This window comes from Novosphingobium sp. 63-713 (assembly GCF_001898925.1).
Classification (GTDB): Bacteria; Pseudomonadota; Alphaproteobacteria; order Sphingomonadales; family Sphingomonadaceae; genus Novosphingobium.
On sequence record NZ_MKVS01000047.1, the window covers coordinates 724,422 to 750,822 of the forward strand.

Below are 26,401 nucleotides of genomic sequence, written 5' to 3' on the forward strand. Positions count from 1 at the left end.
TTATCAGACCCCCATTTTCATGATGTCTTGATAGGCGGAAAGCAGCTTGTTGCGCACCTGAAGCGTGGCCTCGAAACCGACCGAGGCTTCCTGCCGCGCCAGCATCACCTTGGCGACATCCTGCGTCTGGCCGGTTTCATAGGCGGTGGTCAGCTGGTCCGCGCGCTGCTGGCTGGTGTTGACCGACTGCATCGCGTCGTTCAGCCTGTCGGTGAAATGGCCCTGACCAGAGGTGGCGCCGACAGACTGGGTCTGGGGCGAGTGGATCTGTTGCAGGATCTGTGATTTTTCGATGATCTGGGCGCGCAGATTCATGATATCGCGCAGGCCCGATGCCCCGCCCGATGCGCCGCCGCCCGCGATGCCCCCGATGGCGCTCATCTGCGGCCTCCGCCCACCGCGGCCACCGGCATCCCGGCTTCACGAAGCGAGGCAAGGCGATAGCGCAGCGTGCGCTCGGAAATGCCCAATTGGCGCGCGGCGGCGATCCGGCTGCCGCCACAGGCCGCCAGCGTTTCAAGGATGGCCTTGGCCTCGCTGACCTGCACGATGCTGGCCAGTTTGCGCCCGGTGGCTGCGGTCGGCTCGGGCATCGAGGCGACAGGCGCGGGAACAGCGGCTGTTTCGCTTGCCGCCGGTTCGTCGACCAGCTTGGCCACGCAGTCAAAGCGGATATGTTCCGGGCCGATTTCGGCGCTGGGCGAACCGCCCAGCCCTTCGGCCAGCAGGAGCGCGCGGCGGATGACATTTTCCAGCTCGCGCACATTGCCCGGCCAACCATGGCTGCGCAGCATGTGCAGCGCCTCTTCGCCGATCCAGGGCACCGCGCGATGGGCGGGCGTGTGGCGCATCGCCAGCGCAAAGGCGAGCGGGGCAATATCCTCGGGCCGCTCGCGCAGCGGCTTGAGCGCCAGGGGAAAGACGTTGAGGCGATAGAACAGATCGGCGCGGAACCGGCCCTGCGCCACTTCGGTGGGCAGATCGCGGTTGGCTGCGGCGATGATGCGGACATCGAAACGCACCGGCTGGGTTGCGCCGATCGGCACCACTTCGCCTTCCTGAAGCGCGCGCAGCAATTTGGCCTGCAGCGCCAGCGGCATTTCGGCAATTTCGTCGAGCAGCAGCGTGCCGCCGTCGGCCGCGCGGAAGAAACCCTCGTTGGCGCTGGTCGCGCCGGTAAAGGCGCCCTTGGTGTGGCCGAACAGCAGGGCTTCGAGCATGGCTTCGGGCATGGCGGCGCAGTTAACGGCGATGAAGGGGCCGTTGCGGCGCGGGCTGCTGTCGTGAATATAGCGGCTGAGCACTTCCTTGCCCGTGCCGGTTGGTCCGCCGATGAGCACGGGAATGTCGCTCATCGCCAGACGTTCGGCCAGCGCCAGTACCGAAAGCGAGTCCGGATCGGCTGCGACCGGACCACCCAATGTGGCACAAGAGATTAACGCGGCCAGCGCGTCCTCTCCGGCAGGGTCCACATAGTTGAGCGCGAAATGCGGCCTGCGCCCGCCGTGCGGCGTGGGCAGCCGGTCGAGCCGGTTGGTCCGTCCATGAAACAGCGAGATTGTCGTGCGATCGTCACCATGGACGCTGGCTTTGCCATCGGCATCGCCTTCGACCAGGCGCAGCCGGCAGGTGTTGCCCATCGAGGCGATGACCGCCCCGGCGCGCTGAACCAGCGGGGCATGCCGCTGTGCCGTGCTGTTGGTGACCTCGATATAGTCCATTGCTTCCCAGTCCCGGATTTAACCATTCCCGAGGCTGTTTTTGACACCCCAACGTCAAAATCCGGCGTTATTTAAGTCCTCGTAACAATCCCTAGTTTGCCGGTTTCACCCCCCTGTTTTGCGGCTGTGGCGGCATGCTTGCCCAACAAGCGGCAAAAAAATTTTGTTTTGGGGCTTAATAAAGGGTGAAAGCGGCCGTCGCATGCGCGCTCCGCAGGATTGATTCGTTACCGCGGACAGGGCCGGGCGAATCACCTGACTGGATAAAACACGCACAGCCCGGCGACGCGCACAAATTTTCGCAAAGGGCTTAAAACCGCGCTCTCCCGGCCGCTCTAGAGGCTGGCAGCCAGTACCGGATGGACCGGCGGGCTGGCAACCTTCGGGACCAATCGGGAGTGAACCATGACTGTCATCAACACCAACGTTAACGCCCTTCAGGCGACCAATGCATCGAACAGCGCCGCCAACATGACCGCCAAGGCGATGACTCGCCTGTCGACCGGCACGCGCATCAACTCGGCCGCCGACGACGCGGCAGGTCTGGCGATCTCGACCTCGATGACCAGCCAGATCAACGGTATGAACCAGGGCATCAAGAACGCCAATGACGGCATCTCGCTGGCTCAGACGGCGCAGGGCTCGCTGACCGAAGTGACCAACATGATGCAGCGCGTCCGCGAACTGTCGGTGCAGTCCACCTCGGGCACCTATCAGGACACCGACCGTCAGGACATGCAGCAGGAAGTGGACTCGCTCAAGACCCAGATCGGCTCGATTCTCTCGGACACCAAGTTCAACGGCAACGCGCTGTTCAACACCGCCGGCGCCGGCTCGGCCTCGACCACGACCTTCTCGATCCAGGCCGGTGCGAACAGCTCGGACACGATCACGCTGACCTCGCAGGGCATCGACTGGGCCGCGCAAAGCAGCAGCATCGACGTTTCGACCAGCGGTTCGGCCTCGGCCACCATCGACACGATGGACACGCTGATCCGTCAGGTTTCGACCGCAGCGGCCGGTTTCGGCGCCGGTCAGAGCCAGCTCCAGTCGGCGGTCAACAACCTGACCAACAACTCGACCAACCTCTCGGCCGCCCGCAGCCGCATTCAGGACACCGACTATTCGGCTGAATCGACCGCGATGGCCAAGGCCCAGATCCTCTCGCAGGCATCGACCGCGATGATTGCCCAGGCCAACCAGAGCCAGCAGAATGTCCTCTCGCTGCTCAAGTAAGCCGCGATCCGGGTAAATCCGGAACAAGCCCGGTGCTTTCCCGCCAAAGGGAGGCGCCGGGTTTTTCCGCGTTTGCCTCCCGATTATCCAATGCCGGTCCATAAAGAAAAACGCCGCGTCCCGATGGGGGCGCGGCGTTTTGCTGTTGTCGGTGGCGCGGTTCAGACGGTCACACCTTCCTTCCATGTCACCGGGCGAAACACCACCAGCAACATCATCGGCGTATCATCGCCGCGCGGCGGCGGGTTGATCAGCGCAAAGCCATGGGGCGATGTGCATTGCCACAGATTGCCCGAACGCGCCTCGATCCCCTCGAGCAGCGGCGACATGGCGATCTCGCGGCTGGCGGTATCATGCTTGTTGTTCAGATGCTCGGCCTGGGGCAGGGCGGTGATCGAATAGATCTCGACCCAGTCGAACAGCGCGCCGAACTGGATCGCGGCGGTAAAGCGGCAATCGCCGATCGGGATGCACAGGCTGTGATAGCCGTTATGCGTGGGCAGCGCGTTGAAGCGCGTTTCGACCACTTCCTGACCGTTGCTGTAGATCGTTGGCACCAGGAAGCCGCCCTCGGCGACGAAATCGCCCACGTTGAGCATCATGCCGAAACGGCTGGTGGCCAGATAGGCGAGACGGGTGGCCATGCCTTCCTCGGACAGTTCGGCAGGCAGGAACATGCGCCGCGCGCCCTTCAGATAGAACAGGCCCTGCTGGCGCAGCCCCCTTTGCGCATGGCCCTTGTGAAACAGCGCGATGGTTTCGTCCGTGCCCAGATTGACGTCATGTTCGAAACTTTCAAACACGCCCAATTCATAGGGCATGGGCAAAAACATCAGCCGGGTCAGCGTGGCGGCATTGGCGCGGCGCCAGTGTTCGGCCTCCATCGCGGGGTCGCGGCTGGCGCGCTGGCTGGCTGCCGGTTGGGTCCGGGCGAAATGCAGGCATCCCTGCTGGGCCGCCTCGCGGATCGCGCTTTGCGCCTGCTTGATGTCATTGGCGCGACGGATCGGGGCGCCCCGCTCGGTATAGTCGATCACTGAGCCTGCGGTGTTGGTGCAGAACTGTTCGAACACCGCGACATTGTTGGCCATGGCGCCCAGCGCATCATGATCATAATGACGCTCGTCGAAATAGCCCGCCTTGTCCAGCCCGCTCACCTCCACCTCGCGCAGCAGCAGATAGCGCCCCGCGACATGCACCCCCATCGCCTCGGCCAGCAGCGCGTCGATCCGGTTCTGCACCGAGCCGTTATAGCCAAGGTCGATCAGCATCAGCGTATCGCCGGGCCGGGGATCGGCGGCATGGCGGATATGGGTGATGATCCGGTCGGCCATGCGGCGCGCGGCCTTGTGGATGAAGCGGCGGATCTCGCGCCGGTCGAGCAGGGCATAGAGCGCCTGCGTCCCCTTGGTCTTGTCGGGAATCGCGGCCAGTTTCTTGACCTCGGCGGGCGGGGCCAGCAACTGTCGGGCGATCACGGCCGGGTCGGTGCCCAACTGGTCCTCGACATAGGCGTCGATGGCCGCATCGGTGGTAAAGATCGCGCCCGTGGCGGTAAAACGGCTGATCTCGACTGCGTGGCCCTGGTCGCCGCTGCGTTGGCGATGGACCTGCATCGGCAGATGGCCGTCGCGCATCAGGAACAGCCGGTGGACCGTGCCGCCATGCCTTTGCCGCAGCGCCTCGGCTTCATCATCCAGCCAGCGGTCATAACCGGCAAAGACCGGCCCGAGCACGGCATAGCCGAAATGCTGCGCCGTATCGGTCAATTGCGGCGTCCATTGCGCCAGTGCGGCGCGGTGGGGCTGGGGGGCGCCCAGCGTGCCCTTGCCCTCGGACAGCAGCGTGTCGAGGCAGGCCTCCAGCCGCAACTGGCGCTCGATTTCGGCATGGAATTGCTTGAGGTGGACCGCCTGTACGCCAAAGGGCGTCACGCCGCGCACGTCGGCATTCAGATTGTCGCCGATATGCAGCACGGCCGCCGCATCGACCCCCAGTTCGGGCAGCACGTGACGATAGAGCCCGCGCGCCTTGGGCAGGCGCCAATGCGAGGAGACGAAGACCCGGTCGATCATGGCCGAAAGCTCCTCGCCCCCCGCCCGCGCGATCAGTTCGCGCAGCATGTCCTCGCTCAGATAGGTGTCGGATACGATCACCACCTGCATCCCGCGCGCCTTGGCCCGGCGGATCAGCTCGACCGTGGGGGTAAAGGCATAGCAATGGGTGGCCTCGGCATCCAGTTCGGCGCGGATCGCGGCCTCGCGCGTCTCGGGCGCGGCGCCGGGCATCAGCTTGTCATAGATCTCGGCAATGGTGATATCCTCGCCGCGCACCATCAGATGGGCGGCGCGGCGGGCGGCCTCCTCGGCGCGGGCGCGCTGGGAACCGGCGATGCCCGGCAGCACCTTGAACACATCGACCGGCCGATAGGTGTCGCGCCAGATCAGCGTGTCGAAACAGTCGAGGCTGAGCACCCGCGCCATCGGGAAATCATCGAGCACATCGGGCAGTTCATGGGGCAGAACTTCGCTGCGGGCGGGGGTGACCCGATCGGATGCCAGCGTGGCGTGGTCGAGTGGCGCAGACATGACAAGGCTCCATACTTGACGGAGCCGCGCCTTGGGCCGAATATAGCGCCAGACCTCGCCCCGTTCCTGTGTTGCCAAGAAGTAAATGGGCGAGGTGAAGAAGCCGTCTTGGCTGAATTACGCAGCTTTACTGGTAATTGAGCAGGATCGACATGCGCCGGTTGCGTGCGTCATTGGGGTCGTCGGCGATCAATGGTTCGCGGTCGGCCACGCCCTCGATCCGGCGAAACCGCGTCTCGCCCAGACCATCGCGCATCAGCGCCTGCCGCGTGGCTTCGGCGCGCCCGGCCGACAGCGACCAGTTGTTGACCGTATCGCCCCGTTTCCATTTCAGCCCGTCGGTATGGCCGCGGATGATCAGCCCGCCATCCTCATCCTTGAGCACCGCGCCGATGGCATGGAGCAATTGCACCGCATCGGGGGTCAGGATCGTCGTGCCCAACTGGAACATCGAGAAATCGGCGTCATCGACCAGATCGAGCCGGATGCCTTCGGGCGTGGCCGTCACCTTCAACGTGCGGGCCAGCTTTTGCAGCTTTTCCGTCGCCGAAAGGCGCTGCTGCAATTTCTGCGTGACCGAGGCGACCTTCTTGACCTTGCTGCCGCCTTCGCGGGGGCCGCCGGTGGCGTCGCGCGGGATGGACATGGCGCGGGTGCCGGTCTGGCCCTGACGATTGGGATAATCATCCACATCGGTCAGCGAATTGCCGTGCAGCAGCCCGTTCGAGCCCGCGCTGCCCTGCCGCGTCTTGACCAGCGTGGGGGTGAAATAATCGGCGATGCCCTTGCGCTGCTTTTCCGTGGTCGCGCCCAACAGCCACATCAGCAGAAAGAAGGCCATCATTGCGGTCACAAAGTCGGCATAGGCCACTTTCCACGCGCCGCCATGATGGCCGCCGGCCACCACGGTTATCTTCTTGACGATGATGGGGGCAGGGATCTCGTTCTTGCCCGGTTTTTTCGGCGGAGCCATAGCCTGTGCGCCCCCTTATCTTCCGCGCAGCGCGTCGAGCAGTTCGGACAGGCCGGGGCGGAAATCATGGCCCAGCCCGGAACGCGCGCTTTCCACCACCAGCGGTTGCGGCCAGCCATGGAGCGAGGCGATGATGACCTGCTTGACCGCCTGAAAGATCTGTTCGTCGGCCTCGTTCACCTGTTGCAGGCGGCCCGCCATCGGCGCCACCATGCCATAGGCCAGCAGCACGCCCATGAACGTGCCCACTAGCGCCGAACCGATCATCGCGCCCAGCACGCTGGGGGGCTTGTCGATCGAGCCCATGGTTTTCACCACGCCCAGGACCGCCGCCACGATACCCAGCGCGGGCAAGGCATCGGCCAGGTTCTGGATCGCATGTTGCGGCGCGTGCAGCGAATGGAAATGGGTCTTCATCGCATTGTCCATCACATCCTCGACCGCATGGACCTCCAGCGTGCCCGAGGAGACCACGATCAGCGTAAGCGTGTCGCAGATCAGATCGATCAACTCCTGATTGGCCAGCAGGCGCGGATATTCGGCAAAAATGGCCGAGCTTTTGGGGTCCTGCACATGGCTTTCCATCGCCACCGGCCCTTCGGTGCGCAGCAGCTTCATCAGCTTGGTGGTCAGCGCGATCACATCGATGTGATCCTGCTTGTTGTGCTTGGGCCCCTTGAACACCCGCGCAAACCCGCCGCCCAGCGCCTTCAATCCGTGCATGTCATTGCCCGTGATCAGCGCGCCGATCGCCGCGCCGCAGATGATCAGCAATTCATGCGGGATCGCCTCCATCACGGGGCCAAGCGCGCCCCCGGTGATGGCAAAGCCGCCAAACACCATGGCAAACAGCACGACGATACCGATACCGGCAAACATGGTTAACGTCCTTTGTCAGTCAAAAAGGGCCCGGCCATAGAACGGCATGGCGCGGAAAAAATTCAGGTCCGCCAATCAGTTCAGCATCGAGAAGAGCGAAAGATTGGCCACTTTCACAAAACTGGACTGCGCCGCCTGCAGCACGGTCATCTGCTGGCTGAGCTTGGCGATGGTGGCGGCCAGATCGGTGCCGCCCACATCGGCCTCGCGCGTGGCACGCTGGGCGGCGGTCTGGGTCTGCATATTGGTGGTGGTGGTGATCCAGTCCAGCCGCGCGCCCACCACGGTCTGGCTGGCCGACACCGACGCGGTGGCCGCGCCCAGATCGTCGAGCGCGTTTTTCGCCGCCGACACGGCCGCCGCCGTCGAGGACGGATTTTGCAGTGTGTTGGCCAGCGTCTTGACCGTGGTCAGCAGGTTTTTCGACACGCCGCCCGACTGGAAATCCAGAAATTCCGGCCCCGTCACCCCGGTCGTCACCGACAGCCCCGGCCCCAGCGAGAGGGTGGAGGCGGTGGTGGTGCCATTATAGGTGGGCGCCCCGGTGGTGGGGTCGAACGTATAGGCGTTGCCGGTGGCCTGTCCGCCAAACAGCGGGTTGCCCTGCGCGTCCTTGGTGTTGGCCAGATTGGCCAGACTGTCGTAATAGGCGCCGATCTGCTGGCCCACCGAGGCGCGCTGGCTGTCGCTCAGCGTCGAGGAAGCGGCCTGCGTGGTCAGCGTGGTGATCTGCGAGAGGATGTCGGTGAACTGGCTGAGCGTGTCGTCGGTCTGGGTCAGCTGCGTCTTGGCCGCGCTGGTATTGGCCTTGTCGGCGCTCGCCAGCGTGTCGGCGGCCTGCAGCGCGCGCATCTGGGCCGCGGCCAGCGGATTGTCGCGCGAATGCTGGATCGTGCTGCCGGTGTCGATCTGGGCCTGCAGCTTTTCGGTCTGCTTGCGCAGATCCGTCATCGACGCGATTGCGTTCTGGTAAAAGGCGCTGGTGCTGACATTGGTCATGGTGCTTGGCCTTTCCGTTACAGATTCAGCAATTGGTCGAAGAGGGTCGAGGCTACCTGAATAACCTTGCTCGAAGCCTGATAGGCCTGTTGGTATCGTACCAGATTGGCCGCCTCGGTATCGAGATCGACCCCCGATGCGGCGGCCAGCGAGGTCTTGGCATTGGTGGCGATCGTGTCGAAGGCGTCGCGCATCGTGGTGTTGCTGGCCACCGCGCTCGACAGGCCGAACAGATAGTCGTTCATCTGGCCCGAGACATTGGCGCTGGTAAGCGAACTGATCATCGCGCTCAGATTGCTGCCGTTCTGGCTGCTGACGGTCGATCCGGCCGATGCGGCGGCCAACTGGTTGGGGTTGGTCAGCGCCATGGTCATGTCGGCCGCGCCATTGCCGGTAAACATCGCCGCGCCGGTGGCCCCGGTCTGATCGACGCCATGGCCCTGTGCGGTGTTGATGGTGCTCATCATGGCGCTGGCCACGCTGTCCAGCCCCGACAGGGCGGTGACGCCCGCGCTGATCGCCTGCTGCTGTCCGGCCAGCGAGCCGCCCGCCGGAGTGATCGCCGTAGAGGCGCCCGTCGTGTCGGCCAGCGTGAAGGAGATGTTGCCGTCGCTGCCCTTGGTCATGGCCAGGCTGCCCGCCGCGGCATGATCGACCAGCGTGGTGCCGGTGCCCGTGCCCAGTTGCACGGTGACGGTGTTGTCGGCATTGATCGTGGTGTTGATATGGGTGATCGCGGCCATCTTTTGCAGGATGGTGTCGCGTTCATCCAGCAGGCCCGCGCTGTTGCTGGCCGGGTCGGTGTCGGCCGAGATGCGGATGTTGACCTGCGCCAGATTGGTGGCCAGATCATTGAGATCCTTGACCCCGGCGGCGGCCTCGTTCTGCATGCCGGTGACGGCCGATTGCAGCCCGTTATTGGCCGCATTGAAGCTTTGCGCCATCGTGCGCGCGGCCTCGACCACATTGGCGCGCAGCGAGGAATTGGCCGGGCTGGCCGTCATTTGTGACAGGGCGGACTGAAAATTGGTGATCGCGGTAAAGACGCCCGAATTGTCCGCCGTATCCGACAATTGCGTCAATCCGTCGACCAGTGTGTCGGCGCGGGTGGCGTCCGATGTGGTGCGGCGCACTTCGGCCTGGTCAAAGCCCGAGACATTGCGCGTGATCCCCGCAACCCGCACGCCCAGCTGCGAAATCTCGCCATAGCTGGCGTGCAGGTTGCTGGCCGACAATTCGTTTTGCGAAACGCTGCGCCGGACATAGCCTTCGGTGCCGGCATTGGCGATGTTCTGCGATGTCACGTCCAGCGCGGCGCGCGCGGCCCGCAGGCCGCTCGACGCGATGGAGATCATGTTGGCGCTCATCGGCTCACTCTCCGTTGTCCGCGCCGCTCTGGCGGGCCAGTTGGGCCTCGATCATCCGCGCAAAGCCCAAAGTGCCCCGCTGCGCCATGGTGTCGGCCATTTTGCTGTCCTGCATGTCGCGGAAATTCTCAGCTGCCTTGTTGTCGAACAGCGTGTTGCCGAAATCGACCTTGCGCGCCTGCGCCAGCATCTGCCGCAGCATCAGCGCCTCGAACTTTTGCGCCGCCTCGTGGATCTGGGCCTTGGTCGGCTTGGGCGAAGCGCCGGTGGCCGAGGGCGCCGAGGCGCTGCTGATGGTCGTATCGCTCATATCACCACCATCTCGGCCTTGAGGGCGCCTGCCTCTTTCAACGCTTCGAGGATGGCCACCAGATCCGAGGGCGTGACGCCCAGCAGATTGAGCGCATCGACGATCTTGGACAGCGAGGCGCCGTTTTTCAGCAGCGCGACATGAGCCTTCTCCTCCTCGGCGGAGATGTTGCTGTTGGGCGTGACGGCGGTGCGGCCATTGGAAAAGGGCGCGGGCTGGGTCACGCGGGATTTCTCGTCGATCCGCACGGTCAGCTTGCCGTGGCTGACGGCGGCGGGCGAGAGGCGCACCGCGCTGTTGATGACCACGGTGCCGGTGCGGCTGTTGACGATGACCTTGGCGGCGGCCTCGGCGGGGCTGACGTTGATCATCTCGATCGCGGCCAGCATCGAGGCGCGCGTATCGGCGCCATCGGGCATGCGCAGCGCCACGGTCACGGCGTCCTCGGCGCTGGCCATGCCGGGATAGCGCAGGTTGATCGCATCGCGCACGCGCTGGGCGGTGAGGAAATCGGCGGTGTTGAGATTGTAGCGCAGGATCGGCGCCTTGTCGAAACCGGTGCTGACCGCGCGTTCGACCGTGGCCCCTTCGGCAATGCGGCCGGTGGTGGGCACATTGACCGACAATTGCGACCCGTCGCGCGCGGCAATGCCAAGGCCGCCCACCGCCAGATTGCCCTGCGCCATCGCATAGATCTGGCCATCGGCGCCATACATCGGCGTCAGGATCAGCGCCCCGCCGCGCAGAGACTTGGCCTTGCCGATGGCCGAAACGGTGATGTCGATGCGTTGGCCCGGCTTGGAAAAGGCGGGCAGGTCGGCAATCACCATCACGGCGGCGGCGTTTTTCAGCCCCGGATTGACGCCCGGCGGCAATTGCAGGCCCATGCGGCCCGACACGCCCTTCATCGCCTGGGTCAGATAGTCGAGCGTATCATCGCCCGTGCCGTCGAGCCCCACCACGATGCCATAGCCGGTGAGCTGGTTTGAGCGGACGCCCTGAAAGCTGCCGATATCGCGCACGCGTTCGGCATGAAGCGGGGCCGCGCAAAGCGCCAGAAGAGCGGCAAGGAGAGAGATGATACGCATGAGGCTTCCTCAGAATGGGCTGATATAGCTGAAGAATTTTGAGAGCCAGCCTTCGCGTGCGCTTTGCGCCACGGTGCCGTTGCCCGCATATTCGATCCGGGCATCGGCCACCTGGCCCGACTGGATCTGATTGGCCGCATCCACATCGGCCAGGCGCACGATGCCGGAAAACTGGATCCACTCCTTGCCCTGTGCCAGCAGCATGCGTTTCTCTCCTCGCACCAAGGCGGTGCCGTTCGGGCGTACCTCGGCAATGGTCACGGAGATCATTCCGCTGAAGGAATTGGTCTGCGTGGCATTGCCCTGACCATTGAACGACCCGGAGGAGGATGCATTAAGGGGCGTCGATGTCATGGAGAGCGGGCCAAGCGTGGGCGGGGTGATATTGGCGCTGCCGCTGCGCTGGGTCTTGGCGGTGCTGGTTTTCGCGGTGGATGTGTTTTCATTCAGGATGATGGTCAACACATCGCCCACCCTTTGCGCCCGCGCGCCCGACACCAGCGGGGCATAACCGGCCGCCGCGATAAAGATCGCGCCCTCGGTGGGGGCCATGGCGGGAGGCGTGGGCAGCGTGGCGTTGAAACCGGGCGCGGGGCGGCGTCCGGCCTGCGCGGGCGTTGCAAGCAGCAGCGATGCAGCCAGCGCAGGCAGCAGGGGGCGCAGGGTCATGGCGTGTCTCACAGTGTCTGGTTCGCGTTCTTGAGCATGTCATCGACCGCCGAGATCATCTTGGAATTGATCTCATAGGCGCGCTGGCATTCGATCATGTCGACCAGTTCGGTGACGATGTTGACGTTCGAGGTTTCCAGATAGCCCTGCGAAATGTCGCCGCGCCCGGCTGTACCCGCCGCGCCGATCTGGGCCGGGCCGCTGGCCAGCGTTTCGGCATAGAGGTTGTCGCCGCTGGCCTGCAGCGCGGCCGGGTTGACGAAGCTGGCAATGGTGAGCTGGCCCACCTGCGTTGCCGCCGTGGTGCCGGGCAGCATGGCCGAAACCGTGCCGTCCTTGGCAATGGTGATGGATGTGGCGCCATTGGGGATGGTGATCGCCGGCTGCACCACATAGCCTTGCGAGGTGACGAGTTGCCCTTCGGCCGAGAGGGTGAAATTGCCCGCCCGCGTATAGGACAATTGCCCGGTGGGCAGCAGGATCTGGAAATAGCCATTGCCCGAAATCGCCAGATCCAGCGCATTGGTGGTGGAATTGAGCGTGCCTTGCTCATCGACGCGGGTGGTCGATTGCACGCCAACGCCCGTGCCAAGGTTCAGGCCCGTGGCGTAATTGGTCTGGTTCGACGAGGCCTGACCCGCCACGCGCATGTCCTGATAGGCGAGCGTCGCGAAATTGGCGCGGTCGCGCTTGTAGGCGGTGGTGCTGACATTGGCCAGATTGTTGGCAATGACGCGCATCCTTGTGTCCTGCGCGTCCAGACCGGTGCGGGCGACTTGAAGAGCGGTTGAAGGCATCGGGCGCTTCCTTTTTTAAAGATGGAGTGTCAGGAGCCGGAGATACGCAGCAGCGAGGTGCCCGACTGGTCCACCTCCTTGGCCGTGGCGATCAGCTTGGTGCGGATGTCATAGAGGCGCTGGGCCTGGATCATCTGGGTCAGAACCTCCGAAGGGTTGACGTTGGACTGTTCCAGACTGCTCGGAATGGCCCGCGCATTTTCATCGGCGGGCAAGACGCCTCCGCCCACCACGCGAAACAGGCCGTCCAGGCCTTTGGCGATGGTGGTGCCCGATGTGCTGGCCAGTTTGATCCGGTCGGTGGGCTGGGGCGGCAGATTGGGGTTTTCCGTATTGGCCACCAGCACCATGCCGTCCGGCCCGATGGTAATCTGCGCGTCCAGAGGCACAGTGATCGGGCCGCCATTGCCTATCACCGGGCGCCCATCGCCATTTTCCAGCACGCCCGTGGGCGAAACCGTCAGATCGCCGCGCCTTGTATAGCTTTCGGTGCCGTCGGCCGATTGCACCGCCATCATCGCATCGCCCAGCAGGGCGATATCCAGCTTGCGTCCGGTCTGGGTAATATTGCCGGCTGACATATCGGCGCTCTTGACCTGACCATCGGCCATGGCGCGCGCTTCCAGCGCGGGGCCTTTGAGCGTGACGGGCGTGGTGTAGAGCTTTTCGGCCTTGAAGCCGATGGTGCTGGAATTGGCCATGTTCGAGGCGATGACGCGTTCGCGCACCATCGAATCGGACATGCCCGAAACCGCCGTATAGATCAGCCGGTCCATCCCTCAGCCCTTAGGAGCGCAGGTTGATGACAGCGTCGGCAATCGCCGTTGACGTGTCGATCGCCTTGGAATTGGCCTGAAAAAAGCGCTGAGCGGTAATCAGGCTGACCATTTCCTCGGCCATGTCGACGTTCGAGCCTTCCAGCTCGCCCGACAGGATCTGGCCCAGACCGGCGGTGGTGGGCTGGTTATAGGTCGGCGCGCCCGACAGGCCGGTGGCTGCCCAGTTCTGATTGCCCGTTTGCAGCAGGCCGCTGGGCGAGGTGAAGGCGGCCAGCGCGACCTTGCCCACGGTGCTGGTCGTGCCATCGCCATAGGCGGCCACGACGGTGCCGTCGGTCTTGATCTGAACCCCGGCAAAGGCCGCGCCCGAGCTGCTGGTGGGGGCAAGCAGGCCGCTCGAAGGGGTGGTGGCATAGGTGCCGGTGGTGGAATTATAGGCCAGCACCTGCAGTTGGTTGTTGTTGGCATCGACGACATAGCCGTTGACATCGGTGCTGAATTTGCCGTTGCGGGTAAAGCTCATGTCGCCGGTCAGCGGGTTTTTCATGGCAAAGAAACCTTCGCCGTTGATCGCCATGTCCAGCGCCGAACCGGTCGACTGCATCGGGCCGGTCGAGAAATTCTGGTCGATGCTCTTTACCATCGAGCCGATGCCGTGGACCAGCTTGGGATTGGTATAGGCCGAACCCGCCACCAGATCCGAAAAGTTCACGCGGCTCTTTTTGAAGCCGGTGGTTTCGGCATTGGCCAGATTGTTCGAGATCGTGTCCAGTTCGGTCTGGGCATTCTTGAGGCCGTTAAGAGAGATGGAAAAAGCCATGGTAAGTCCTGTCTGGCAAAAGGGGGGATCAGGCGGTGGTCGAGCCGGTGCCGGCGGCCTTCTGGGCGGAAATCAGCGTGTCCAGCTTGGTCGAGATGCTCGACACGCTGGTGGCCAGATCCGAGAGCGAGCCAAGCTGGCCCGAAATGGCCGAGGAGGTGGTGTTCAATTGCGAGATCCCCGAAAGGGTCGAGAATTGCGCCATCTGGGCCACCATCTGGCTGTTGTCGGTGGGCGCGGTCGGGTCCTGATATTTCAGCTGCGTGGTCAGCAGGCTGATGTAATCCTTGAAGCTGAGCGAGGAGGCGCCATTGCTGGACACCGTGCTGGAAGACGAGGTGTTTGTGCCGGTGGAGCCGGTTGCAGATACAGTGGTCATCACTTCATCCTTATGGTGTCGAGCATGAGCTGCTTGGCGGTGGAGAGGGTTTCGACGAGGTTTTGGTACTGGCGCGAGGAATCGAGCATCTCGACCATCTCTGCGCTTTCATCGACCGGGGCGGCCCAGACATCGCCGTTTTCATCGGCCAGGGGGTTGCCCGGATCATGCTGGCGCACGGGCGTGGCATCGGCGCGCACGACGCTGCTGACATTGACGGTGGCCAGCCCGGTGGCCTTGTCCATCTGGGTTGCGAACACCGCCTTGATCGGGCGATAGGCATCGGATTCCTTGCTGGACACCGCGCTGGCATTGGCCAGATTGGAGGCGGCGGTGTTCATCCGCACCTGCTGGGCCGACATGGCCCGGCCCGCGACGGAAAAGATGTTAAGGTCGGTTCCGGCCATCCTTATTCTCCCTTGATCGCGCGCTTGACCTCGCCGACATCGTCGGAAAGGAAGGCGAGGGTGGAGGCATAACCCACCGCATTCTGGGAAAAGGCGACCTGTTCGTTGCCCGTTTCCACCGTGTTGCCATCCAGGCTGGGCATCACCGGCACACGGTATTGCACGGCGGCCGCGGCGGCCTGATCCTGGCTGGCGCCCTTGATGCGGGCATTGAGCGCGGTGTTGAAATCAATGTCGCGCGCCTTGTAATTGGGCGTGGCGGCATTGGCGATGTTGCTGGCAATCAGCCCCATGCGCTGGGACCGCAATTCCAGCGCCATGCCATGGACTCCGAACAGTCCGGTATTGCTGGCAGGATCGCTCATCAGGTGGCTCCACGGTTGAAACGAGGGGGCGGGACGCCCGAACCATCAGAATAGCAAAGCCCGTGCCAATTGCGGTGCGAGATGCGCAAAACACTGGGAAAGCACCGATGGCCGGGGCCGGACGGCAAGCGTCCCATGCTGGGCGGCAAGGCTTTGCCGGGGGGCGGCAATTGCTGGCCGTGGGGTGAATTTGCGCTGATGGCCGCCGTTCTTGGCCGTGTATCGCAAAGATTTGGGTCAAAGGATTTCGGCAGGCATGGATCTTACCGCCCTCTATGATGGCACCACGCTGGCAATCGTTGTGGGCGGCACGGCGCTGGCCACGGTGCTGCGCTGCGGGCGCTCGGACGTGACGGCCACGATCCGCGTCGCCGCGCGCCAGATGTTGGCGCCCAGCCGCTTTGACGGCGAGGCGGTGCGCGCCTCTCTCGCCCGTGCGGCGCAGGATTTTCAGCGCAACGGCCCGCTGCGCGCCAATCCGCGCAGCACCGGCGATGGCGAATTCGACGATGCGCTTCATGCGCTGTTGGCGCATCGCTCGATGGCGCGCTTTGACGATGCGCTGGCCGATGCGCGCGAAAAGCGGTTGGGTCCGGTCGAGGCGGCCATCCGTACACTGATGCAGGCCACCGAACTGGCTCCGGTTTTCGGGCTGGCCGGAACGCTGATTTCCTTGTCGCAAATGCCCGCGCAGGGGGTGGATCGCGGGGCCTATCTGGCCGCCATCGGCATGGCGGTCCATGCCACGCTTTACGGGCTGGTGCTGGCCAATCTGCTCCTGGCCCCGCTGGCGCGCGTGGTCGAACGCCACGCCCGCGCCGAGGAAGCGGCTCGCCATGCTCTGGCCCAGTGGTTCGAGGCCGAGATCGCCCCGGCCATGGTGCCGCAGCATGAGGCACGCGGCCATCACCACCAGCCCGGCGTGGCGGCATGATCCGCTCACGGCCCGTCGAACGCCCCGGCGACCGTCTGCGCGCGGGGGCCGTCTTTGTGCCCCGCTCGCCGGTCGGCTGGCAGACGATGCTGGCCGATCTGTCGCTGATCCTGTTCATGGTGACGGCCGCCGCGATGGCCGATGTACCTGATCGCAAAGGCACATCCCGGCCCGCTGCTGCCCCTGCATCCACCGCGCCCGCCATCAGCGAGCCTCTGGCCATCTGGCGCCCGGCGCCCGGAGGCCCCACGCTGGCGCAATGGCTGGCTGAACAACAGGCGGACAGTCGCCAGTTGCTTTCGATCACCCTGCGCTATCCCCCTCTCGCACAGGCCGAGGCGCTGCGCCTTGCCGCGCAAATGGCGGCGGCGGCGGGCGGCAAGGGCGCGCGGGCGCGTATCGTGATCGAACCGGTCGCGGAGGCTACGGGCATCGAGGCGCTGGCGGCGCTGGCCTATGACAAGGGGCCCGCCTGATTGGCACAGAATATGCTTTGATCGTCCCTGTATCCGGCGCCCTTTCGCGCCGGGCCCCATTGCATCGGGCAAGGACGATCATGCGAAACAAGGCTTTCACCCCTTTCACCCTGCGTGCGGCGTTGCTGACGGCCGGTCTGGTCTGGATCAGCCCGCCCCAGGCCCATGCCGCCGCCAGCCCCGCCGCCAGCCCTTTTGTCGATCTGGTTGCGATCGACCGCGAGGTGGCCGAATTCACCGGCAAGGCGATCGGCCAGAGTGGCGGCGCGATGATGCCGGTGGATCGGCGGCTGCGGCTTAACGCCTGCATGTCCCCCCTTGCGCTCAGTTGGCGCACCACCCGCCGCGATGCGGTGCTGGTGCAATGCCCCGATCCGGGCAGTTGGCGCGTCTTTGTACCGGTCCGCATGGCCGAAAATGCCCCCTCGGCCGTTGCCCGCGGCGAGGCGGTGACGATTGCCGTGGTGGGTGAGGGTTTTGCCGTTTCGCAACCGGGCGAGGCGCTGGATGCGGGCGCGGTGGGCGACTGGATCCGGGTGCGCACCCTGCGCAGCGGGGCGGCCTCCTATTCGCAAACCGACGCCGTGCGCGCGCGCATCACCCGCCCCGGCGAGGTTGAGGTCGAATTGCGCGAATGACGCGCCCATGCGGTCTTTTTCCCTTGCGCGCGGTTTTAAGCGCTTTTTCATGTTTGGCCGTCATGGATGGCGCCACGCTGCGCCGCCCGTGTTCGCGCCACCCGGCAAAATCGCGCAAATTTTTGCCGCCATCTCTTAAAACCGGCAAACCTTCTCCGTTCTTGGCCTTGTAGAAAGCAAGGAGCGGTTCGATGTCCAGCATCGGTTCCGGCCCTGGCATTGGTTCAGGGCCTAAATTACAAGTGAATGCGGTGCGCCCCGTCGCCACCTCTTCGGCTGCCACGCCTTCGGTTTCCACCGAAACGCGCAGCGCCGGTCAGGCGGCCGCCGGTTCGCCCGTCAACGGCGATGGCGCCACCGTGGTCAGCACCACCGCGATCAGCGCGGGCGATGCCCCTGTGGACACCGATCGCGTGGCCTCGATCCGCAAGGCCATCGCGGACGGCAATTATCCCATCATCCCCACCAAGATCAGCGACGCGATGATCGCCGCTGGCATGATGCTGCGAGTTTGACCCATGAGCCAGGCCCTTTCCCCTTTCGATCTGCGTGACACGCTGCGGCAAATGGTTGCCGTCCTGCAAGAGGAGCGGCAGGCCTTGGCCGGGCTCGATCTGGACGGGATCATGGGTTCGGCCTCGGCCAAGAGCACGATGTGCGATGCCATTGACATGGCCGGGATCAGTGCGATCGACGATGAATGTCGCGGATTGCTCGAAGCGGCCAAAAAGATGAATGAAGTCAATCGCCAGGTGCGCAACCTGATCGCAGCCAACGTGGCCGCGCGGCTTGAGGCCTTTACCGGCGGTTCCTCGGTCTATCGCGCGCGGGCCAACGCGCCCGCCTATGCCTATGCGGCGGCCCGGGGGTAGGGCGTGGCCCGCCATGGCCTGCGCTGGCGCGGCTGTGGCACGATAAAGCACCGCTTTGCCCGATGGGCGCGGTTTTCGCTCCAATTGGCACGGCTTTTGCAGAATCTGCTCCCGAACCTTTTGCTTTGGGAGTTGGGCTTGAGCCAGCCGGATATGTCGCCCTCATGGGCGGCCAACCTCGACAAGATCCAGTCCGCCCGCGGGGCGGCCAATGGCGTGCCCGGCGGCAATGTCCGCGCCGCGATTGCCCGTGCGGCGGGCGCCACGGGGGTGGATTTCTCCTATCTGGCGGCGCAGGCGCGGCTGGAATCGGGGTTGAACCCTGCGGCCCGCAACGGCGCCTCCAGCGCGTCGGGCCTTTATCAGTTCACCAACAGCACCTGGCTGCAGACGCTGCAAAAGCATGGCGATATGCTGGGGCTGGGCAATACGGGGGCGGCGGTGGCCGATCCGGCCCAGCGCACGGCGCTGCTGGGCCTGCGCGGCGATCCCCATGCCTCCGCGATGATGGCGGCCAGTCTGGCCAGCGACAATGCCGATGCCTTGACCGCCGTGCTGGGCCGCGCGCCCGATGCCAGCGAATTGTATGTCGCGCATTTTCTGGGCGCGGATGGCGCGGCCAAATTCCTTTCGGCCCTCGGCTCTAGCCCGGATCAACCGGCGGCGGGACTCTTGCCCAAGGCGGCCTCGGCCAATCGCTCGATCTTTTACGATGATGCCGAAAACCCGCGCAGCGTGGCGGCGGTCATGGGCCTGATCCGGGGGCGGATGGAAGGCGCGCTGGCCGCAGAAGGGATCAGCGCGGATGCGGTGATGGCGGGCGGCGCGGCCTATGGCGGTGAGGGTATGGGGATTGGGGGTATGGCATGGGCCATGCCCTCCGATCCCGCCACAACCGGCGCCGCTTCGGCCCCGCCGCAGACCGGCGGCCCGCTCTCACGCGAATTCAATGCGATGCAGGCGGCCGCGCCCGCCGCATCCGCGCATTCGATGGCCGATACGCTGCAATCGGCCTTTGGGCTGGGGGCCGAAAATGGCGCCACCCCCGAATTTGTCCGCAATGCCTATGGGCGCCTGCGCGCGTTGGGGATGTAGGTGATGGACAAGCTGCTGACCATCGCCAGTCCGCGCCAATTGGCGCTGCCCTTCGGCATTTTGACCATCATCGTGCTGATGGTGGTGCCGATCCCGGCCTTTATGCTGGATGTGTTTTTCGTGTTCAACATCGCGCTCTCGGTGGCGGTGCTGATGGCCTCGATGAATGCGGAAAAACCGCTGGATTTCTCTTCCTTTCCCACCGTTCTGCTGTTTGCCACGCTGCTGCGTCTGGCGCTCAATGTGGCCTCCACCCGCGTGGTGCTGGTCCATGGCCATGAAGGGCCCGAGGCGGCGGGCCATGTGATCGAGGCTTTCGGCGCTTTCCTGATCGGCGGCAATTTCGCGGTCGGCCTGTTTGTGTTCATGATCCTGATGATCATCAACATGGTGGTGATAACCAAGGGCGCGGGGCGCGTGTCGGAAGTCTCGGCCCGCTTCACGCTGGACGCGATGCCGGGCAAGCAGATGGCGATCGACGCCGATCTGGCGGGCGGTCTGATCACCGCCGATGAGGCCCGCAGCCGCCGCCGGGAAATCACCACCGAGGCCGATTTCTACGGCTCGATGGATGGCGCCAGCAAATTCGTGAAGGGCGATGCGATTGCCGCTCTGCTGATCCTTGGCGTCAATATCATCGCCGGTTTTTGCCTTGGCATGATTACCCATGGCCTGTCGGCCAGCGATGCGGCGAGCCGCTATATCAGCCTTTCCATCGGCGACGCGCTGGTGGCGCAGGTGCCCGCGCTCTTGCTCTCCATCGCCGCCGCCGTGATCGTCACGCGCGTCACCGACAGCCGTGATCTTGCCGGGCAGATCGGCGGGCAATTTGCCGATTCACGCACATGGCTGCCGGTGGCGGGCATTCTGGGGGCGATCGGCATGATCCCCGCCATGCCTCAGACGGTCTTCCTGCCTGCGGCGGGGCTGGCCTTCTTCCTCTGGAAAAAGCTGCGTGAGCGCGAGGCCAGGAGCAAGATTGCCGAGGCTGCCCCCGCGCCTGTCGCCAAGGCCGACCCGACCCGCATCGAGCTGGAGGATGTGTCCGACCATACGCTTGTCACCATCGAGCTGGGCTATGGCCTTGTGCAACTGGTCGATGAACGGCGCGGGTCGCCTCTTGTCAGCCGGGTGACGGGCGTGCGCAAGCAATTGTCGCAGAGCTTCGGCTTTATCGTGCCGCAATTCCGGGTGCGCGATTCGCTGGAGATCGCGCCCAATGATTACCGCATCCTGTTGGGCGGCGTACCGTTGGGCGGGGCAACGCTGCGCACGGAAAAGGTGATGGCGATTGATGCCAGCGAGGCCAACCCCCATGCCCGCCTTCAGGGCGAGCAGACCACCGACCCCACCTTTGGCTGTCCGGCATGGTGGATCGACCCGGCCTCGCGCGATCTGGCGATTGCCGAGGGGTTCCTGACCGTTGACGCCTCCACGATCATCGCCACGCAGTTGAACCAGCTCCTGTCCGAGCGCGCGCATATGCTGTTGGGGCCGGATGAGGTCAAAACGCTGATCGAGGCGATCAAGACGCGCGCGGCGGGGCTGGTGGAAACGGTCTATCCTTCGCCGCTGGGGCTGGCGGCTCTGACGCGCCTGTTCCGCAATCTGCTGGAGGACGGCATTTCGGTGGCCCATCCGCTGCCGATCCTTTCCTCGATTTCGCAGGCGGTGCAGCAGACGCAGGACCATGACCGCATTGTCGATCTGGTGCGGGCGGATCTTGGCGGGCTGATCGTCGGGCGGATCTGTTCGCCGCGCGAACGCCTGCCGGTGGTCACGCTGGACGCCGGGCTGGAGGCGATGATCGCGGGCGGCCTGGTCGATCCGATCAGCGGCCAGCCTGTCATCGAACCCGACCTTGCCCGCAACATTGGCGAGCAGGCCAGCGCCATCGTGGCCGAGCGCGGCACCGGGGCGACCGTCGCCCTGATCGTCCAGCCGCGCCTGCGCCGCCCGCTGGCCGCGCTGCTGCGGCTGCGCGCGCCCGGATGCGTGGTGATGTCGATTGCCGAATTGCCCGAAACCCAGCCTGTCGAGGTGATCGCGGTCATCGGCGCGTCGGCCCCGCAAGCGCTGGGCCTGCCTTCGCCCGATTTCGATCCTTCCAGCCAGACCTCTGAAAGTATGGCCGCATGAAACATGATCCCCAGTCTTTCGCAAAACCCCGGCCGGCAGGCAATGCGGCGCGCGCCTATGGCGGCGCGGCTAGGGCCTATGGCGGCGATATTGCCGACCGTGTCCGCCGCTTTATGCCGATGGTGCGGCGCCTTGCCTGGCATCTCCAGTCCTCGGGCCGCGATGGCATAGAGGTCGAGGATCTGATGCAGGCGGGCCTTGTCGCCCTGACCGAATGCGCCCAGCGCCATCAGGGGCCGACCGAGGACGGCTTTGCCGCCTATGCCAAGATGCGGGTGAGGGGGGCGATGGTCGATCTGATCCGCCGCCATGTCCCCCTGTCGCGCGGGGCGGTCGAGCGGCGGCGGCTTATGCGCGAAAAGACGCAGGAATTGACCGGGAAACTGGGGCGCGAACCCTATGATGTGGAATTGTCCGGCGCGCTGGGCATCACTCTGGGCGAGCTTGAGGCCTTGCGCAATTCCTCAGAACCGCTGCGTTTCGAGGCTATCGACGATGCCTATTCCGACAGCAACATGGCCTTTGCCGACGATGCGCCTGATAGCCTCGCGCTGCTGGCCGACGAGGAATTGCGCCAGAGCGTGGCAGGCGCCATCGCCGAGCTGCCCGAGAGGCTTCAGATGGTGATCCAGCTCTATTTCGTTGAGGAGCTCAACCTTGCCGAAATTGCCGAGGTGCTCTCGGTGTCCATCCCGCGCGTGCATCAGTTGAAGGCGCAGGCGATCGAGAAATTGCGCCATGCGTTGCAGGGTGTGGCGGATATTTTGTAGGTTTGGTTGAGGTTTTAAGGGGGCCTCCGGCGGGCAAAGGGCGGGGGCCCTTTGCAATCCCATTTTTTGGGCGGCCAAAATTGGCGAGATGGTGTTTGGGGCCATGTTTGAAAGCCTGCGGCGCGGTAAGGTTATCCCTGTCCGCGCCGCAGGCTTTCAAATCCAAACGTCGCGCCCGGCACCAAAGGCCAGACCCAATACGCACCGCTGACAATAACGGGATTGCAAAGGGCCCCCGCCCTTTGCCCGCCGGAGGCAACTTTACACTTTCCAAATCCCCTAAAATAAAACGCTCCCAACCCATACTCCACCAAAGTGCAGCATTGCCCGAAGGGGGCAAGGCTGTTAGATACGCATACATGTCTTCTTGCGATCAATGCGTAGTCCGTAACCGGGCGATCTGTTCGGCCCTGGATAAGGATGAAATCAACTCGCTCAACGGGATTGGGCGGCGGCGCAGCCTTGTGGCCGGCGAATCGCTGATCTGGGAAGGCGAGGATTCGGTGCTGGTCGCCAATGTGATCGAGGGCGTGCTCAAGCTCTCGACCGGGACCGAGGACGGCCGCGAGCAGATCGTGGGCGTGGTTTATCCCAGCGATTTCATTGGGCGTCCCTTTGGCGGCACGACCAACCATGGCGTGACGGCGCTGACCGACGCGCGGGTCTGCGTGTTTTCGCGGGGCGACTTTGATAATTTCGCGCGTGAACATCCCGGCCTTGAGCACAAGCTGCTGCAACGCACGCTGACCGAGCTGGATCGCACGCGGCGCTGGATGCTGCTGCTGGGCCGCAAGTCTGCCAGTGAGAAGGTGGCGAGCTTCCTGCTCGAATTGTCGGACCGTCTGGCCCCGGCCACGTGCGAGCCGGGCGACGAGGGCAAGGCGAACCGCTTTGTCCTGCCATTCAGCCGCCAGCAGATCGCCGATGTGCTGGGCCTGACCATCGAGACCGTCAGCCGCCAGTTTACCCGTTTGCGCGGCGAGGGGATCATCGATCTGCCTTCGCGCCGCGAGGTGATCATCACCGATCGTTTTGCGCTGACCGCCGAAGCGGGCTGATCGCGCTTTTGCCTGTCAGGCCCCCGCCGTTTGTGCGGGGCCGGTTTGACGGGTGAAACATGCCTTCCCACATTTCACCCGTCCGGTCGCCTGTGTGGCGGACCTGTCTGTCTGCCCGCCGATTGCGCCTGATCCAGAGCCAGAAGATCAGACGCAAGGACCACGGCGGGCAGAGCAGCCCTTAGAAGCGGTAGGACACGCCCGCGCTCAGCACCCACGGGTCAAGCTTGTTGCGGGTCACCAGGGCACGGGTCGAACCGGCATAGACGGTGGCATCGGTGCCGACCCAGTATTTCTTGGCGTCGAAGGACAGGCCATAGCCCTTGCCCAGCGCGATATCGATGCCGCCCTGAAGCGCCACGCCGAATTCGCTGCTCAGCTTGGTGCGGGTGACGGCGGGCAGCGCGGCCTTGAGCGCGGCGCTGGGCTCGTCGGCCAGCACGATGAACAGGGCGGGACCGGCGCCGATATAGGGCTTGATGCCGTGGCCCAGCGGCAGATGATACTTGGCGGTCAGCGTGGCCGGAACGATGTGGATCTTGCTGATCAGCTCGGTGCCCTTAAGCGCGCCCGCCGAGGCCGACACATGGTGCGCCGTCACGCCCGCGATGGTTTCCACCGAGATATTGGGCGTAAAGAAATATTCGATCGACACGGTGGGGGTCACATTGTCGCTGGCCACGGTGTTGCCCACAGCGGCAGGCACCAGGCCCAGAACGTCGGTCTTGACCTGCTTCACCGCGCCATCCGGCAGAACGGCGGTGGCCAGCACCTTGAACTGGATCTTGCCGTCGGCCTTGCCTTCGGCATGGGCCGCGCCGGCCATCATGGTGGCGGCGGCAAGAGCGGTCAGGGCGGCCGCAGCCTTGGTGAAATTGCGCATAGTCCCTCATCTTTCGCCGCCGAGCCCGCCCTGTGCGAGCCGTTCTTGCGCGGCGTTGGATGTGTCTTTGGGCCTGTACTTGGCATCGGGCATTGATCGCGGACAAGGGCCGAGTTGATCCTGCTCAATTCATGCTGCAACTGCGGCAAATCGGGTCTCTACAGAGACCAATATTAATAAGCCTGATTTTTTATGCTGCGACAATTCGGTCGGCGCCAATATCGCGTTCTGGCCACCCCCTGCGCGAATCGGCAAAAATCCATCAACTTGCGCGCAAGGGGGCGCAGAACGGCCGCCGGGCGGATAAACGCCTTATCGCAGACGCACAATTGGACCAATTAACTATCTGCATCGCTTCATAAATTTTCCATTTTAGGATATTCTGAAAATGAATTCCCCCGCGCGCCCGCGCTTTTGACGGGAATCAATGTGATCCGGTCTGGCCCCGCCCATAGGCGAGGCTTCCACAAACCTGAGAGGGAAGGCTCATGGTTACCCTAGTCTCGCGAGCAGGCATCTGGCTGGTGCTTCTGCTTCTATCTATCATGGCCAGCGTGGCCGCGCATGACACCGCCTTTGCCATCCAGGCAGCTACGGTGGCTGTCGCCTGCCTTGTCGGTCTGATCTTCGCCATTCGTTCGCCCGACTATCAACGGGTGAGCCGTGGGCTGGCCGCCCCCACCGGGGACGCATCAAAGTATGACGACGATGTGATCCGCTGGGGCGTGATCGCCACGGTGTTCTGGGGCGTCGCCGGTTTTCTGGTCGGCGTCGTCATCGCTTTTCAGCTGGCCTATCCGCAGATCAACCTTGAACCCTGGTTCAATTTTGGCCGCATGCGCCCGCTGCACACTTCTGCGGTCATCTTCGCTTTCGGAGGCAACGCGCTGATCGCCACGTCGTTTTACGTGGTCCAGCGCACTTGCCGGGCGAGGCTGGCCTTCCCCGGCCTCGCCCGTTTCGTGTTCTGGGGTTATCAGCTCTTCATCGTGCTGGCGGCCACCGGATACCTGCTGGGCGTCACGCAGGCCAAGGAATATGCCGAGCCGGAATGGTATGTCGACCTGTGGCTGACGGTGGTCTGGGTGTCGTATCTGGTCGTCTATGGCGGCACGATCATGAAGCGCAGCGAACCGCATATCTATGTCGCCAACTGGTTCTATCTGTCCTTCATCATCACCGTGGCGATGCTGCACCTGGTCAACAATCTGGCCGTTCCCGTCAGCTTCCTGGGCAGCCAGTCGATCAGCTGGTTCGCGGGCGTTCAGGGCGCGCTGGTGCAATGGTGGTATGGCCATAATGCGGTGGGCTTCTTCCTGACCGCTGGCTTCCTTGGCATGATGTATTATTTCGTGCCCAAGCAGGCCCAGCGTCCGGTCTATTCCTATCGCCTGTCGATCATCCACTTCTGGGCGCTGATCTTCCTCTATATCTGGGCCGGTCCCCACCACCTGCACTATACCGCGCTGCCCGACTGGGCGCAGACGCTGGGCATGGTGTTCTCGGTGATGCTGTGGATGCCCAGCTGGGGCGGCATGATCAACGGTCTGATGACGCTGAACGGCGCATGGGACAAGCTGCGTACCGATCCGGTGCTGCGCATGTTCGTGATGAGCCTTGCCTTCTACGGCATGTCCACGTTCGAAGGCCCGATGATGTCGGTGAAAAGCGTCAACTCGCTGTCGCACTACACCAACTGGACCATCGGCCACGTTCACTCCGGCGCTCTGGGCTGGAACGGCATGGTCACCTTTGGCGCCATCTATTACCTGACGCCGCGCCTGTGGAACCGCACGCAGCTCTATTCGCTGCGCATGGTCAACTGGCACTTCTGGACCGCCACTATCGGTATCGTGTTCTATGCGGCCTCGATGTGGGTGGCCGGGATCACGCAGGGTCTGATGTGGCGTGAATATGGCGCCGACGGCTATCTGCTCAACAGCTTTGCCGACGTGCTGCCTGCCATCCATCCGATGTATGTGCTGCGTGGGTTGGGCGGTGTGCTTTATCTCTCGGGCGCGGCCTTCATGGTCATCAACGTCTGGAAGACCATCGCGGGCAGCCCGCTGCGCGCCGAAGCGCCGCTGTATAACATCGACCAGAACAAGGCGAACGACGTGCCTCTCGTCGCTCAGCCTGCCGAATAAGGGGGACCGATC

The 26,401-nt window shown here is 64.1% G+C and carries 29 protein-coding genes; 11 read left to right on the forward strand and 18 right to left on the reverse strand.

Annotated elements, in window-relative coordinates; genetic code table 11:
* Positions 1-3 precede the first annotated feature (3 nt).
* A complete protein-coding gene (fliE, locus tag BGP00_RS21755; protein ID WP_292688974.1) occupies positions 4-381 on the reverse strand; it encodes a flagellar hook-basal body complex protein FliE in 378 nt (125 codons plus the stop codon).
* On the reverse strand, positions 378-1,721 hold the full coding sequence (locus BGP00_RS21760; RefSeq protein WP_292688976.1) for a sigma 54-interacting transcriptional regulator: 1,344 nt from the start codon (positions 1,719-1,721) through the stop codon (positions 378-380). Before BGP00_RS21760 ends, fliE begins: the two co-directional genes overlap by 4 nt.
* Before the next feature lie 405 nt (positions 1,722-2,126).
* Here BGP00_RS21760 and BGP00_RS21765 point away from each other — a divergent pair, with 405 nt between their 5' ends.
* A complete protein-coding gene (locus BGP00_RS21765) occupies positions 2,127-2,957 on the forward strand; it encodes a flagellin (protein WP_168604295.1) in 831 nt (276 codons plus the stop codon).
* Positions 2,958-3,118: 161 nt separating this feature from the next.
* Here the strand turns inward: BGP00_RS21765 and BGP00_RS21770 are convergent, their stop codons facing one another.
* From BGP00_RS21770 to flgB, 14 genes are all read right to left on the reverse strand, one after another.
* Positions 3,119-5,545, reverse strand: coding sequence for an HAD family hydrolase (locus BGP00_RS21770; RefSeq protein ID WP_292688978.1), 2,427 nt, complete (start codon positions 5,543-5,545; stop codon positions 3,119-3,121).
* 127 nt (positions 5,546-5,672) lie between these two features.
* On the reverse strand, positions 5,673-6,518 hold the full coding sequence (locus tag BGP00_RS21775; protein ID WP_292688980.1) for a flagellar motor protein MotB: 846 nt from the start codon (positions 6,516-6,518) through the stop codon (positions 5,673-5,675).
* Positions 6,519-6,533: 15 nt separating this feature from the next.
* Positions 6,534-7,397: a flagellar motor stator protein MotA gene (gene motA / locus BGP00_RS21780; protein ID WP_168604298.1), complete on the reverse strand. Its 864-nt coding sequence runs from the start codon at positions 7,395-7,397 to the stop codon at positions 6,534-6,536.
* Between the two features lie 75 nt (positions 7,398-7,472).
* On the reverse strand, positions 7,473-8,396 hold the full coding sequence (flgL, locus tag BGP00_RS21785) for a flagellar hook-associated protein FlgL (protein WP_292688982.1): 924 nt from the start codon (positions 8,394-8,396) through the stop codon (positions 7,473-7,475).
* Positions 8,397-8,413: 17 nt separating this feature from the next.
* On the reverse strand, positions 8,414-9,763 hold the full coding sequence (flgK, locus tag BGP00_RS21790) for a flagellar hook-associated protein FlgK (RefSeq protein WP_292688984.1): 1,350 nt from the start codon (positions 9,761-9,763) through the stop codon (positions 8,414-8,416).
* A gap of 4 nt (positions 9,764-9,767) precedes the next feature.
* The gene (locus BGP00_RS21795) at positions 9,768-10,073 is read right to left on the reverse strand and encodes a rod-binding protein (RefSeq protein ID WP_292688986.1); all 306 of its coding nucleotides are present in this window, start codon (positions 10,071-10,073) and stop codon (positions 9,768-9,770) included.
* Positions 10,070-11,161, reverse strand: a complete 1,092-nt coding sequence (locus BGP00_RS21800) for a flagellar basal body P-ring protein FlgI (RefSeq protein ID WP_168604302.1) — start codon at positions 11,159-11,161, stop codon at positions 10,070-10,072. The genes BGP00_RS21795 and BGP00_RS21800 overlap by 4 nt, the downstream gene beginning before the upstream one ends.
* Before the next feature lie 9 nt (positions 11,162-11,170).
* Positions 11,171-11,830, reverse strand: coding sequence for a flagellar basal body L-ring protein FlgH (locus tag BGP00_RS21805; RefSeq protein WP_292688988.1), 660 nt, complete (start codon positions 11,828-11,830; stop codon positions 11,171-11,173).
* 8 nt (positions 11,831-11,838) lie between these two features.
* Entirely contained in the window at positions 11,839-12,627 is a 789-nt protein-coding gene (flgG, locus tag BGP00_RS21810) for a flagellar basal-body rod protein FlgG (RefSeq protein ID WP_168604304.1), read from the reverse strand.
* A 29-nt stretch (positions 12,628-12,656) separates the two neighbouring features.
* The gene (gene flgF, locus BGP00_RS21815; protein WP_292688991.1) at positions 12,657-13,403 is read right to left on the reverse strand and encodes a flagellar basal body rod protein FlgF; all 747 of its coding nucleotides are present in this window, start codon (positions 13,401-13,403) and stop codon (positions 12,657-12,659) included.
* 10 nt (positions 13,404-13,413) lie between these two features.
* Positions 13,414-14,226, reverse strand: a complete 813-nt coding sequence (locus tag BGP00_RS21820) for a flagellar hook-basal body complex protein (protein WP_168604306.1) — start codon at positions 14,224-14,226, stop codon at positions 13,414-13,416.
* 28 nt (positions 14,227-14,254) lie between these two features.
* Positions 14,255-14,605 carry a flagellar hook capping FlgD N-terminal domain-containing protein gene (locus tag BGP00_RS21825; protein ID WP_292688993.1) on the reverse strand — a complete coding sequence of 117 codons (351 nt, stop codon included), beginning with the start codon at positions 14,603-14,605 and terminating at the stop codon, positions 14,255-14,257.
* Positions 14,605-15,012, reverse strand: a complete 408-nt coding sequence (gene flgC / locus BGP00_RS21830) for a flagellar basal body rod protein FlgC (protein ID WP_292688995.1) — start codon at positions 15,010-15,012, stop codon at positions 14,605-14,607. The genes BGP00_RS21825 and flgC overlap by 1 nt, the downstream gene beginning before the upstream one ends.
* 2 nt (positions 15,013-15,014) lie before the next feature.
* Positions 15,015-15,377: a flagellar basal body rod protein FlgB gene (gene flgB, locus BGP00_RS21835; protein ID WP_292688997.1), complete on the reverse strand. Its 363-nt coding sequence runs from the start codon at positions 15,375-15,377 to the stop codon at positions 15,015-15,017.
* 256 nt (positions 15,378-15,633) lie between these two features.
* Between flgB and BGP00_RS21840 the strand changes: the two genes are divergently transcribed.
* From BGP00_RS21840 to BGP00_RS21850, 3 genes are all read left to right on the forward strand, one after another.
* Positions 15,634-16,311 (forward strand): MotA/TolQ/ExbB proton channel family protein, encoded by a 678-nt coding sequence (locus tag BGP00_RS21840; protein WP_292688999.1) that lies wholly within the window; start codon positions 15,634-15,636, stop codon positions 16,309-16,311.
* A complete protein-coding gene (locus BGP00_RS21845; RefSeq protein WP_292689001.1) occupies positions 16,308-16,787 on the forward strand; it encodes a hypothetical protein in 480 nt (159 codons plus the stop codon). Before BGP00_RS21840 ends, BGP00_RS21845 begins: the two co-directional genes overlap by 4 nt.
* Before the next feature lie 80 nt (positions 16,788-16,867).
* Positions 16,868-17,425, forward strand: a complete 558-nt coding sequence (locus BGP00_RS21850) for a flagella basal body P-ring formation protein FlgA (protein ID WP_292689003.1) — start codon at positions 16,868-16,870, stop codon at positions 17,423-17,425.
* Here BGP00_RS21850 and BGP00_RS21855 read toward each other — a convergent pair.
* Positions 17,385-17,627, reverse strand: a complete 243-nt coding sequence (locus BGP00_RS21855) for a hypothetical protein (protein ID WP_292689005.1) — start codon at positions 17,625-17,627, stop codon at positions 17,385-17,387. The two genes, BGP00_RS21850 and BGP00_RS21855, sit on opposite strands and share 41 nt — an antisense overlap.
* Between BGP00_RS21855 and flgM the strand changes: the two genes are divergently transcribed.
* From flgM to BGP00_RS21885, 6 genes are all read left to right on the forward strand, one after another.
* On the forward strand, positions 17,617-17,940 hold the full coding sequence (flgM, locus tag BGP00_RS21860) for a flagellar biosynthesis anti-sigma factor FlgM (RefSeq protein WP_168604311.1): 324 nt from the start codon (positions 17,617-17,619) through the stop codon (positions 17,938-17,940). The genes BGP00_RS21855 and flgM overlap by 11 nt on opposite strands.
* A gap of 3 nt (positions 17,941-17,943) precedes the next feature.
* Positions 17,944-18,297, forward strand: coding sequence for a flagellar protein FlgN (locus BGP00_RS21865; protein ID WP_292689007.1), 354 nt, complete (start codon positions 17,944-17,946; stop codon positions 18,295-18,297).
* Between the two features lie 138 nt (positions 18,298-18,435).
* A complete protein-coding gene (locus BGP00_RS21870; RefSeq protein ID WP_292689009.1) occupies positions 18,436-19,392 on the forward strand; it encodes a transglycosylase SLT domain-containing protein in 957 nt (318 codons plus the stop codon).
* A gap of 3 nt (positions 19,393-19,395) precedes the next feature.
* On the forward strand, positions 19,396-21,531 hold the full coding sequence (locus BGP00_RS21875; protein WP_292689225.1) for a flagellar biosynthesis protein FlhA: 2,136 nt from the start codon (positions 19,396-19,398) through the stop codon (positions 21,529-21,531).
* Positions 21,528-22,301 carry a sigma-70 family RNA polymerase sigma factor gene (locus BGP00_RS21880; protein ID WP_292689010.1) on the forward strand — a complete coding sequence of 258 codons (774 nt, stop codon included), beginning with the start codon at positions 21,528-21,530 and terminating at the stop codon, positions 22,299-22,301. The genes BGP00_RS21875 and BGP00_RS21880 overlap by 4 nt, the downstream gene beginning before the upstream one ends.
* Positions 22,302-22,660: 359 nt before the next feature.
* Positions 22,661-23,359 carry a Crp/Fnr family transcriptional regulator gene (locus tag BGP00_RS21885; RefSeq protein ID WP_168604315.1) on the forward strand — a complete coding sequence of 233 codons (699 nt, stop codon included), beginning with the start codon at positions 22,661-22,663 and terminating at the stop codon, positions 23,357-23,359.
* A gap of 181 nt (positions 23,360-23,540) precedes the next feature.
* On the opposite strand, the gene BGP00_RS21890 is transcribed toward BGP00_RS21885, so the two are convergent.
* The gene (locus BGP00_RS21890) at positions 23,541-24,242 is read right to left on the reverse strand and encodes an OmpW family outer membrane protein (protein ID WP_168604316.1); all 702 of its coding nucleotides are present in this window, start codon (positions 24,240-24,242) and stop codon (positions 23,541-23,543) included.
* Positions 24,243-24,730: 488 nt separating this feature from the next.
* Here BGP00_RS21890 and ccoN point away from each other — a divergent pair, with 488 nt between their 5' ends.
* Positions 24,731-26,389 (forward strand): cytochrome-c oxidase, cbb3-type subunit I, encoded by a 1,659-nt coding sequence (ccoN, locus tag BGP00_RS21895; protein WP_168604317.1) that lies wholly within the window; start codon positions 24,731-24,733, stop codon positions 26,387-26,389.
* Positions 26,390-26,401 lie beyond the last annotated feature (12 nt).

What these genes read in the sequence shown, in the direction of transcription:
- BGP00_RS21775 (WP_292688980.1), bottom strand. Translation starts at nt 6,518, where the DNA reads ATGGCTCCGCCGAAAAAACCGGGCAAGAACGAGATCCCTGCCCCCATC.
- flgC (WP_292688995.1), bottom strand. Translation starts at nt 15,012, where the DNA reads ATGGCCGGAACCGACCTTAACATCTTTTCCGTCGCGGGCCGGGCCATG.
- BGP00_RS21840 (WP_292688999.1), top strand. Translation starts at nt 15,634, where the DNA reads ATGGATCTTACCGCCCTCTATGATGGCACCACGCTGGCAATCGTTGTG.
- BGP00_RS21845 (WP_292689001.1), top strand. Translation starts at nt 16,308, where the DNA reads ATGATCCGCTCACGGCCCGTCGAACGCCCCGGCGACCGTCTGCGCGCG.
- flgG (WP_168604304.1), bottom strand. Translation starts at nt 12,627, where the DNA reads ATGCCTTCAACCGCTCTTCAAGTCGCCCGCACCGGTCTGGACGCGCAG.
- BGP00_RS21850 (WP_292689003.1), top strand. Translation starts at nt 16,868, where the DNA reads ATGCGAAACAAGGCTTTCACCCCTTTCACCCTGCGTGCGGCGTTGCTG.
- BGP00_RS21875 (WP_292689225.1), top strand. Translation starts at nt 19,396, where the DNA reads ATGGACAAGCTGCTGACCATCGCCAGTCCGCGCCAATTGGCGCTGCCC.
- fliE (WP_292688974.1), bottom strand. Translation starts at nt 381, where the DNA reads ATGAGCGCCATCGGGGGCATCGCGGGCGGCGGCGCATCGGGCGGGGCA.
- BGP00_RS21820 (WP_168604306.1), bottom strand. Translation starts at nt 14,226, where the DNA reads ATGGCTTTTTCCATCTCTCTTAACGGCCTCAAGAATGCCCAGACCGAA.
- BGP00_RS21865 (WP_292689007.1), top strand. Translation starts at nt 17,944, where the DNA reads ATGAGCCAGGCCCTTTCCCCTTTCGATCTGCGTGACACGCTGCGGCAA.
- BGP00_RS21795 (WP_292688986.1), bottom strand. Translation starts at nt 10,073, where the DNA reads ATGAGCGATACGACCATCAGCAGCGCCTCGGCGCCCTCGGCCACCGGC.
- BGP00_RS21890 (WP_168604316.1), bottom strand. Translation starts at nt 24,242, where the DNA reads ATGCGCAATTTCACCAAGGCTGCGGCCGCCCTGACCGCTCTTGCCGCC.
- flgM (WP_168604311.1), top strand. Translation starts at nt 17,617, where the DNA reads ATGTCCAGCATCGGTTCCGGCCCTGGCATTGGTTCAGGGCCTAAATTA.
- motA (WP_168604298.1), bottom strand. Translation starts at nt 7,397, where the DNA reads ATGTTTGCCGGTATCGGTATCGTCGTGCTGTTTGCCATGGTGTTTGGC.
- ccoN (WP_168604317.1), top strand. Translation starts at nt 24,731, where the DNA reads ATGGTTACCCTAGTCTCGCGAGCAGGCATCTGGCTGGTGCTTCTGCTT.
- BGP00_RS21825 (WP_292688993.1), bottom strand. Translation starts at nt 14,605, where the DNA reads ATGACCACTGTATCTGCAACCGGCTCCACCGGCACAAACACCTCGTCT.
- flgF (WP_292688991.1), bottom strand. Translation starts at nt 13,403, where the DNA reads ATGGACCGGCTGATCTATACGGCGGTTTCGGGCATGTCCGATTCGATG.
- BGP00_RS21885 (WP_168604315.1), top strand. Translation starts at nt 22,661, where the DNA reads ATGTCTTCTTGCGATCAATGCGTAGTCCGTAACCGGGCGATCTGTTCG.
- BGP00_RS21800 (WP_168604302.1), bottom strand. Translation starts at nt 11,161, where the DNA reads ATGCGTATCATCTCTCTCCTTGCCGCTCTTCTGGCGCTTTGCGCGGCC.
- flgK (WP_292688984.1), bottom strand. Translation starts at nt 9,763, where the DNA reads ATGAGCGCCAACATGATCTCCATCGCGTCGAGCGGCCTGCGGGCCGCG.
- BGP00_RS21880 (WP_292689010.1), top strand. Translation starts at nt 21,528, where the DNA reads ATGAAACATGATCCCCAGTCTTTCGCAAAACCCCGGCCGGCAGGCAAT.
- flgL (WP_292688982.1), bottom strand. Translation starts at nt 8,396, where the DNA reads ATGACCAATGTCAGCACCAGCGCCTTTTACCAGAACGCAATCGCGTCG.
- flgB (WP_292688997.1), bottom strand. Translation starts at nt 15,377, where the DNA reads ATGAGCGATCCTGCCAGCAATACCGGACTGTTCGGAGTCCATGGCATG.
- BGP00_RS21770 (WP_292688978.1), bottom strand. Translation starts at nt 5,545, where the DNA reads ATGTCTGCGCCACTCGACCACGCCACGCTGGCATCCGATCGGGTCACC.
- BGP00_RS21805 (WP_292688988.1), bottom strand. Translation starts at nt 11,830, where the DNA reads ATGACCCTGCGCCCCCTGCTGCCTGCGCTGGCTGCATCGCTGCTGCTT.
- BGP00_RS21760 (WP_292688976.1), bottom strand. Translation starts at nt 1,721, where the DNA reads ATGGACTATATCGAGGTCACCAACAGCACGGCACAGCGGCATGCCCCG.
- BGP00_RS21765 (WP_168604295.1), top strand. Translation starts at nt 2,127, where the DNA reads ATGACTGTCATCAACACCAACGTTAACGCCCTTCAGGCGACCAATGCA.
- BGP00_RS21855 (WP_292689005.1), bottom strand. Translation starts at nt 17,627, where the DNA reads ATGCTGGACATCGAACCGCTCCTTGCTTTCTACAAGGCCAAGAACGGA.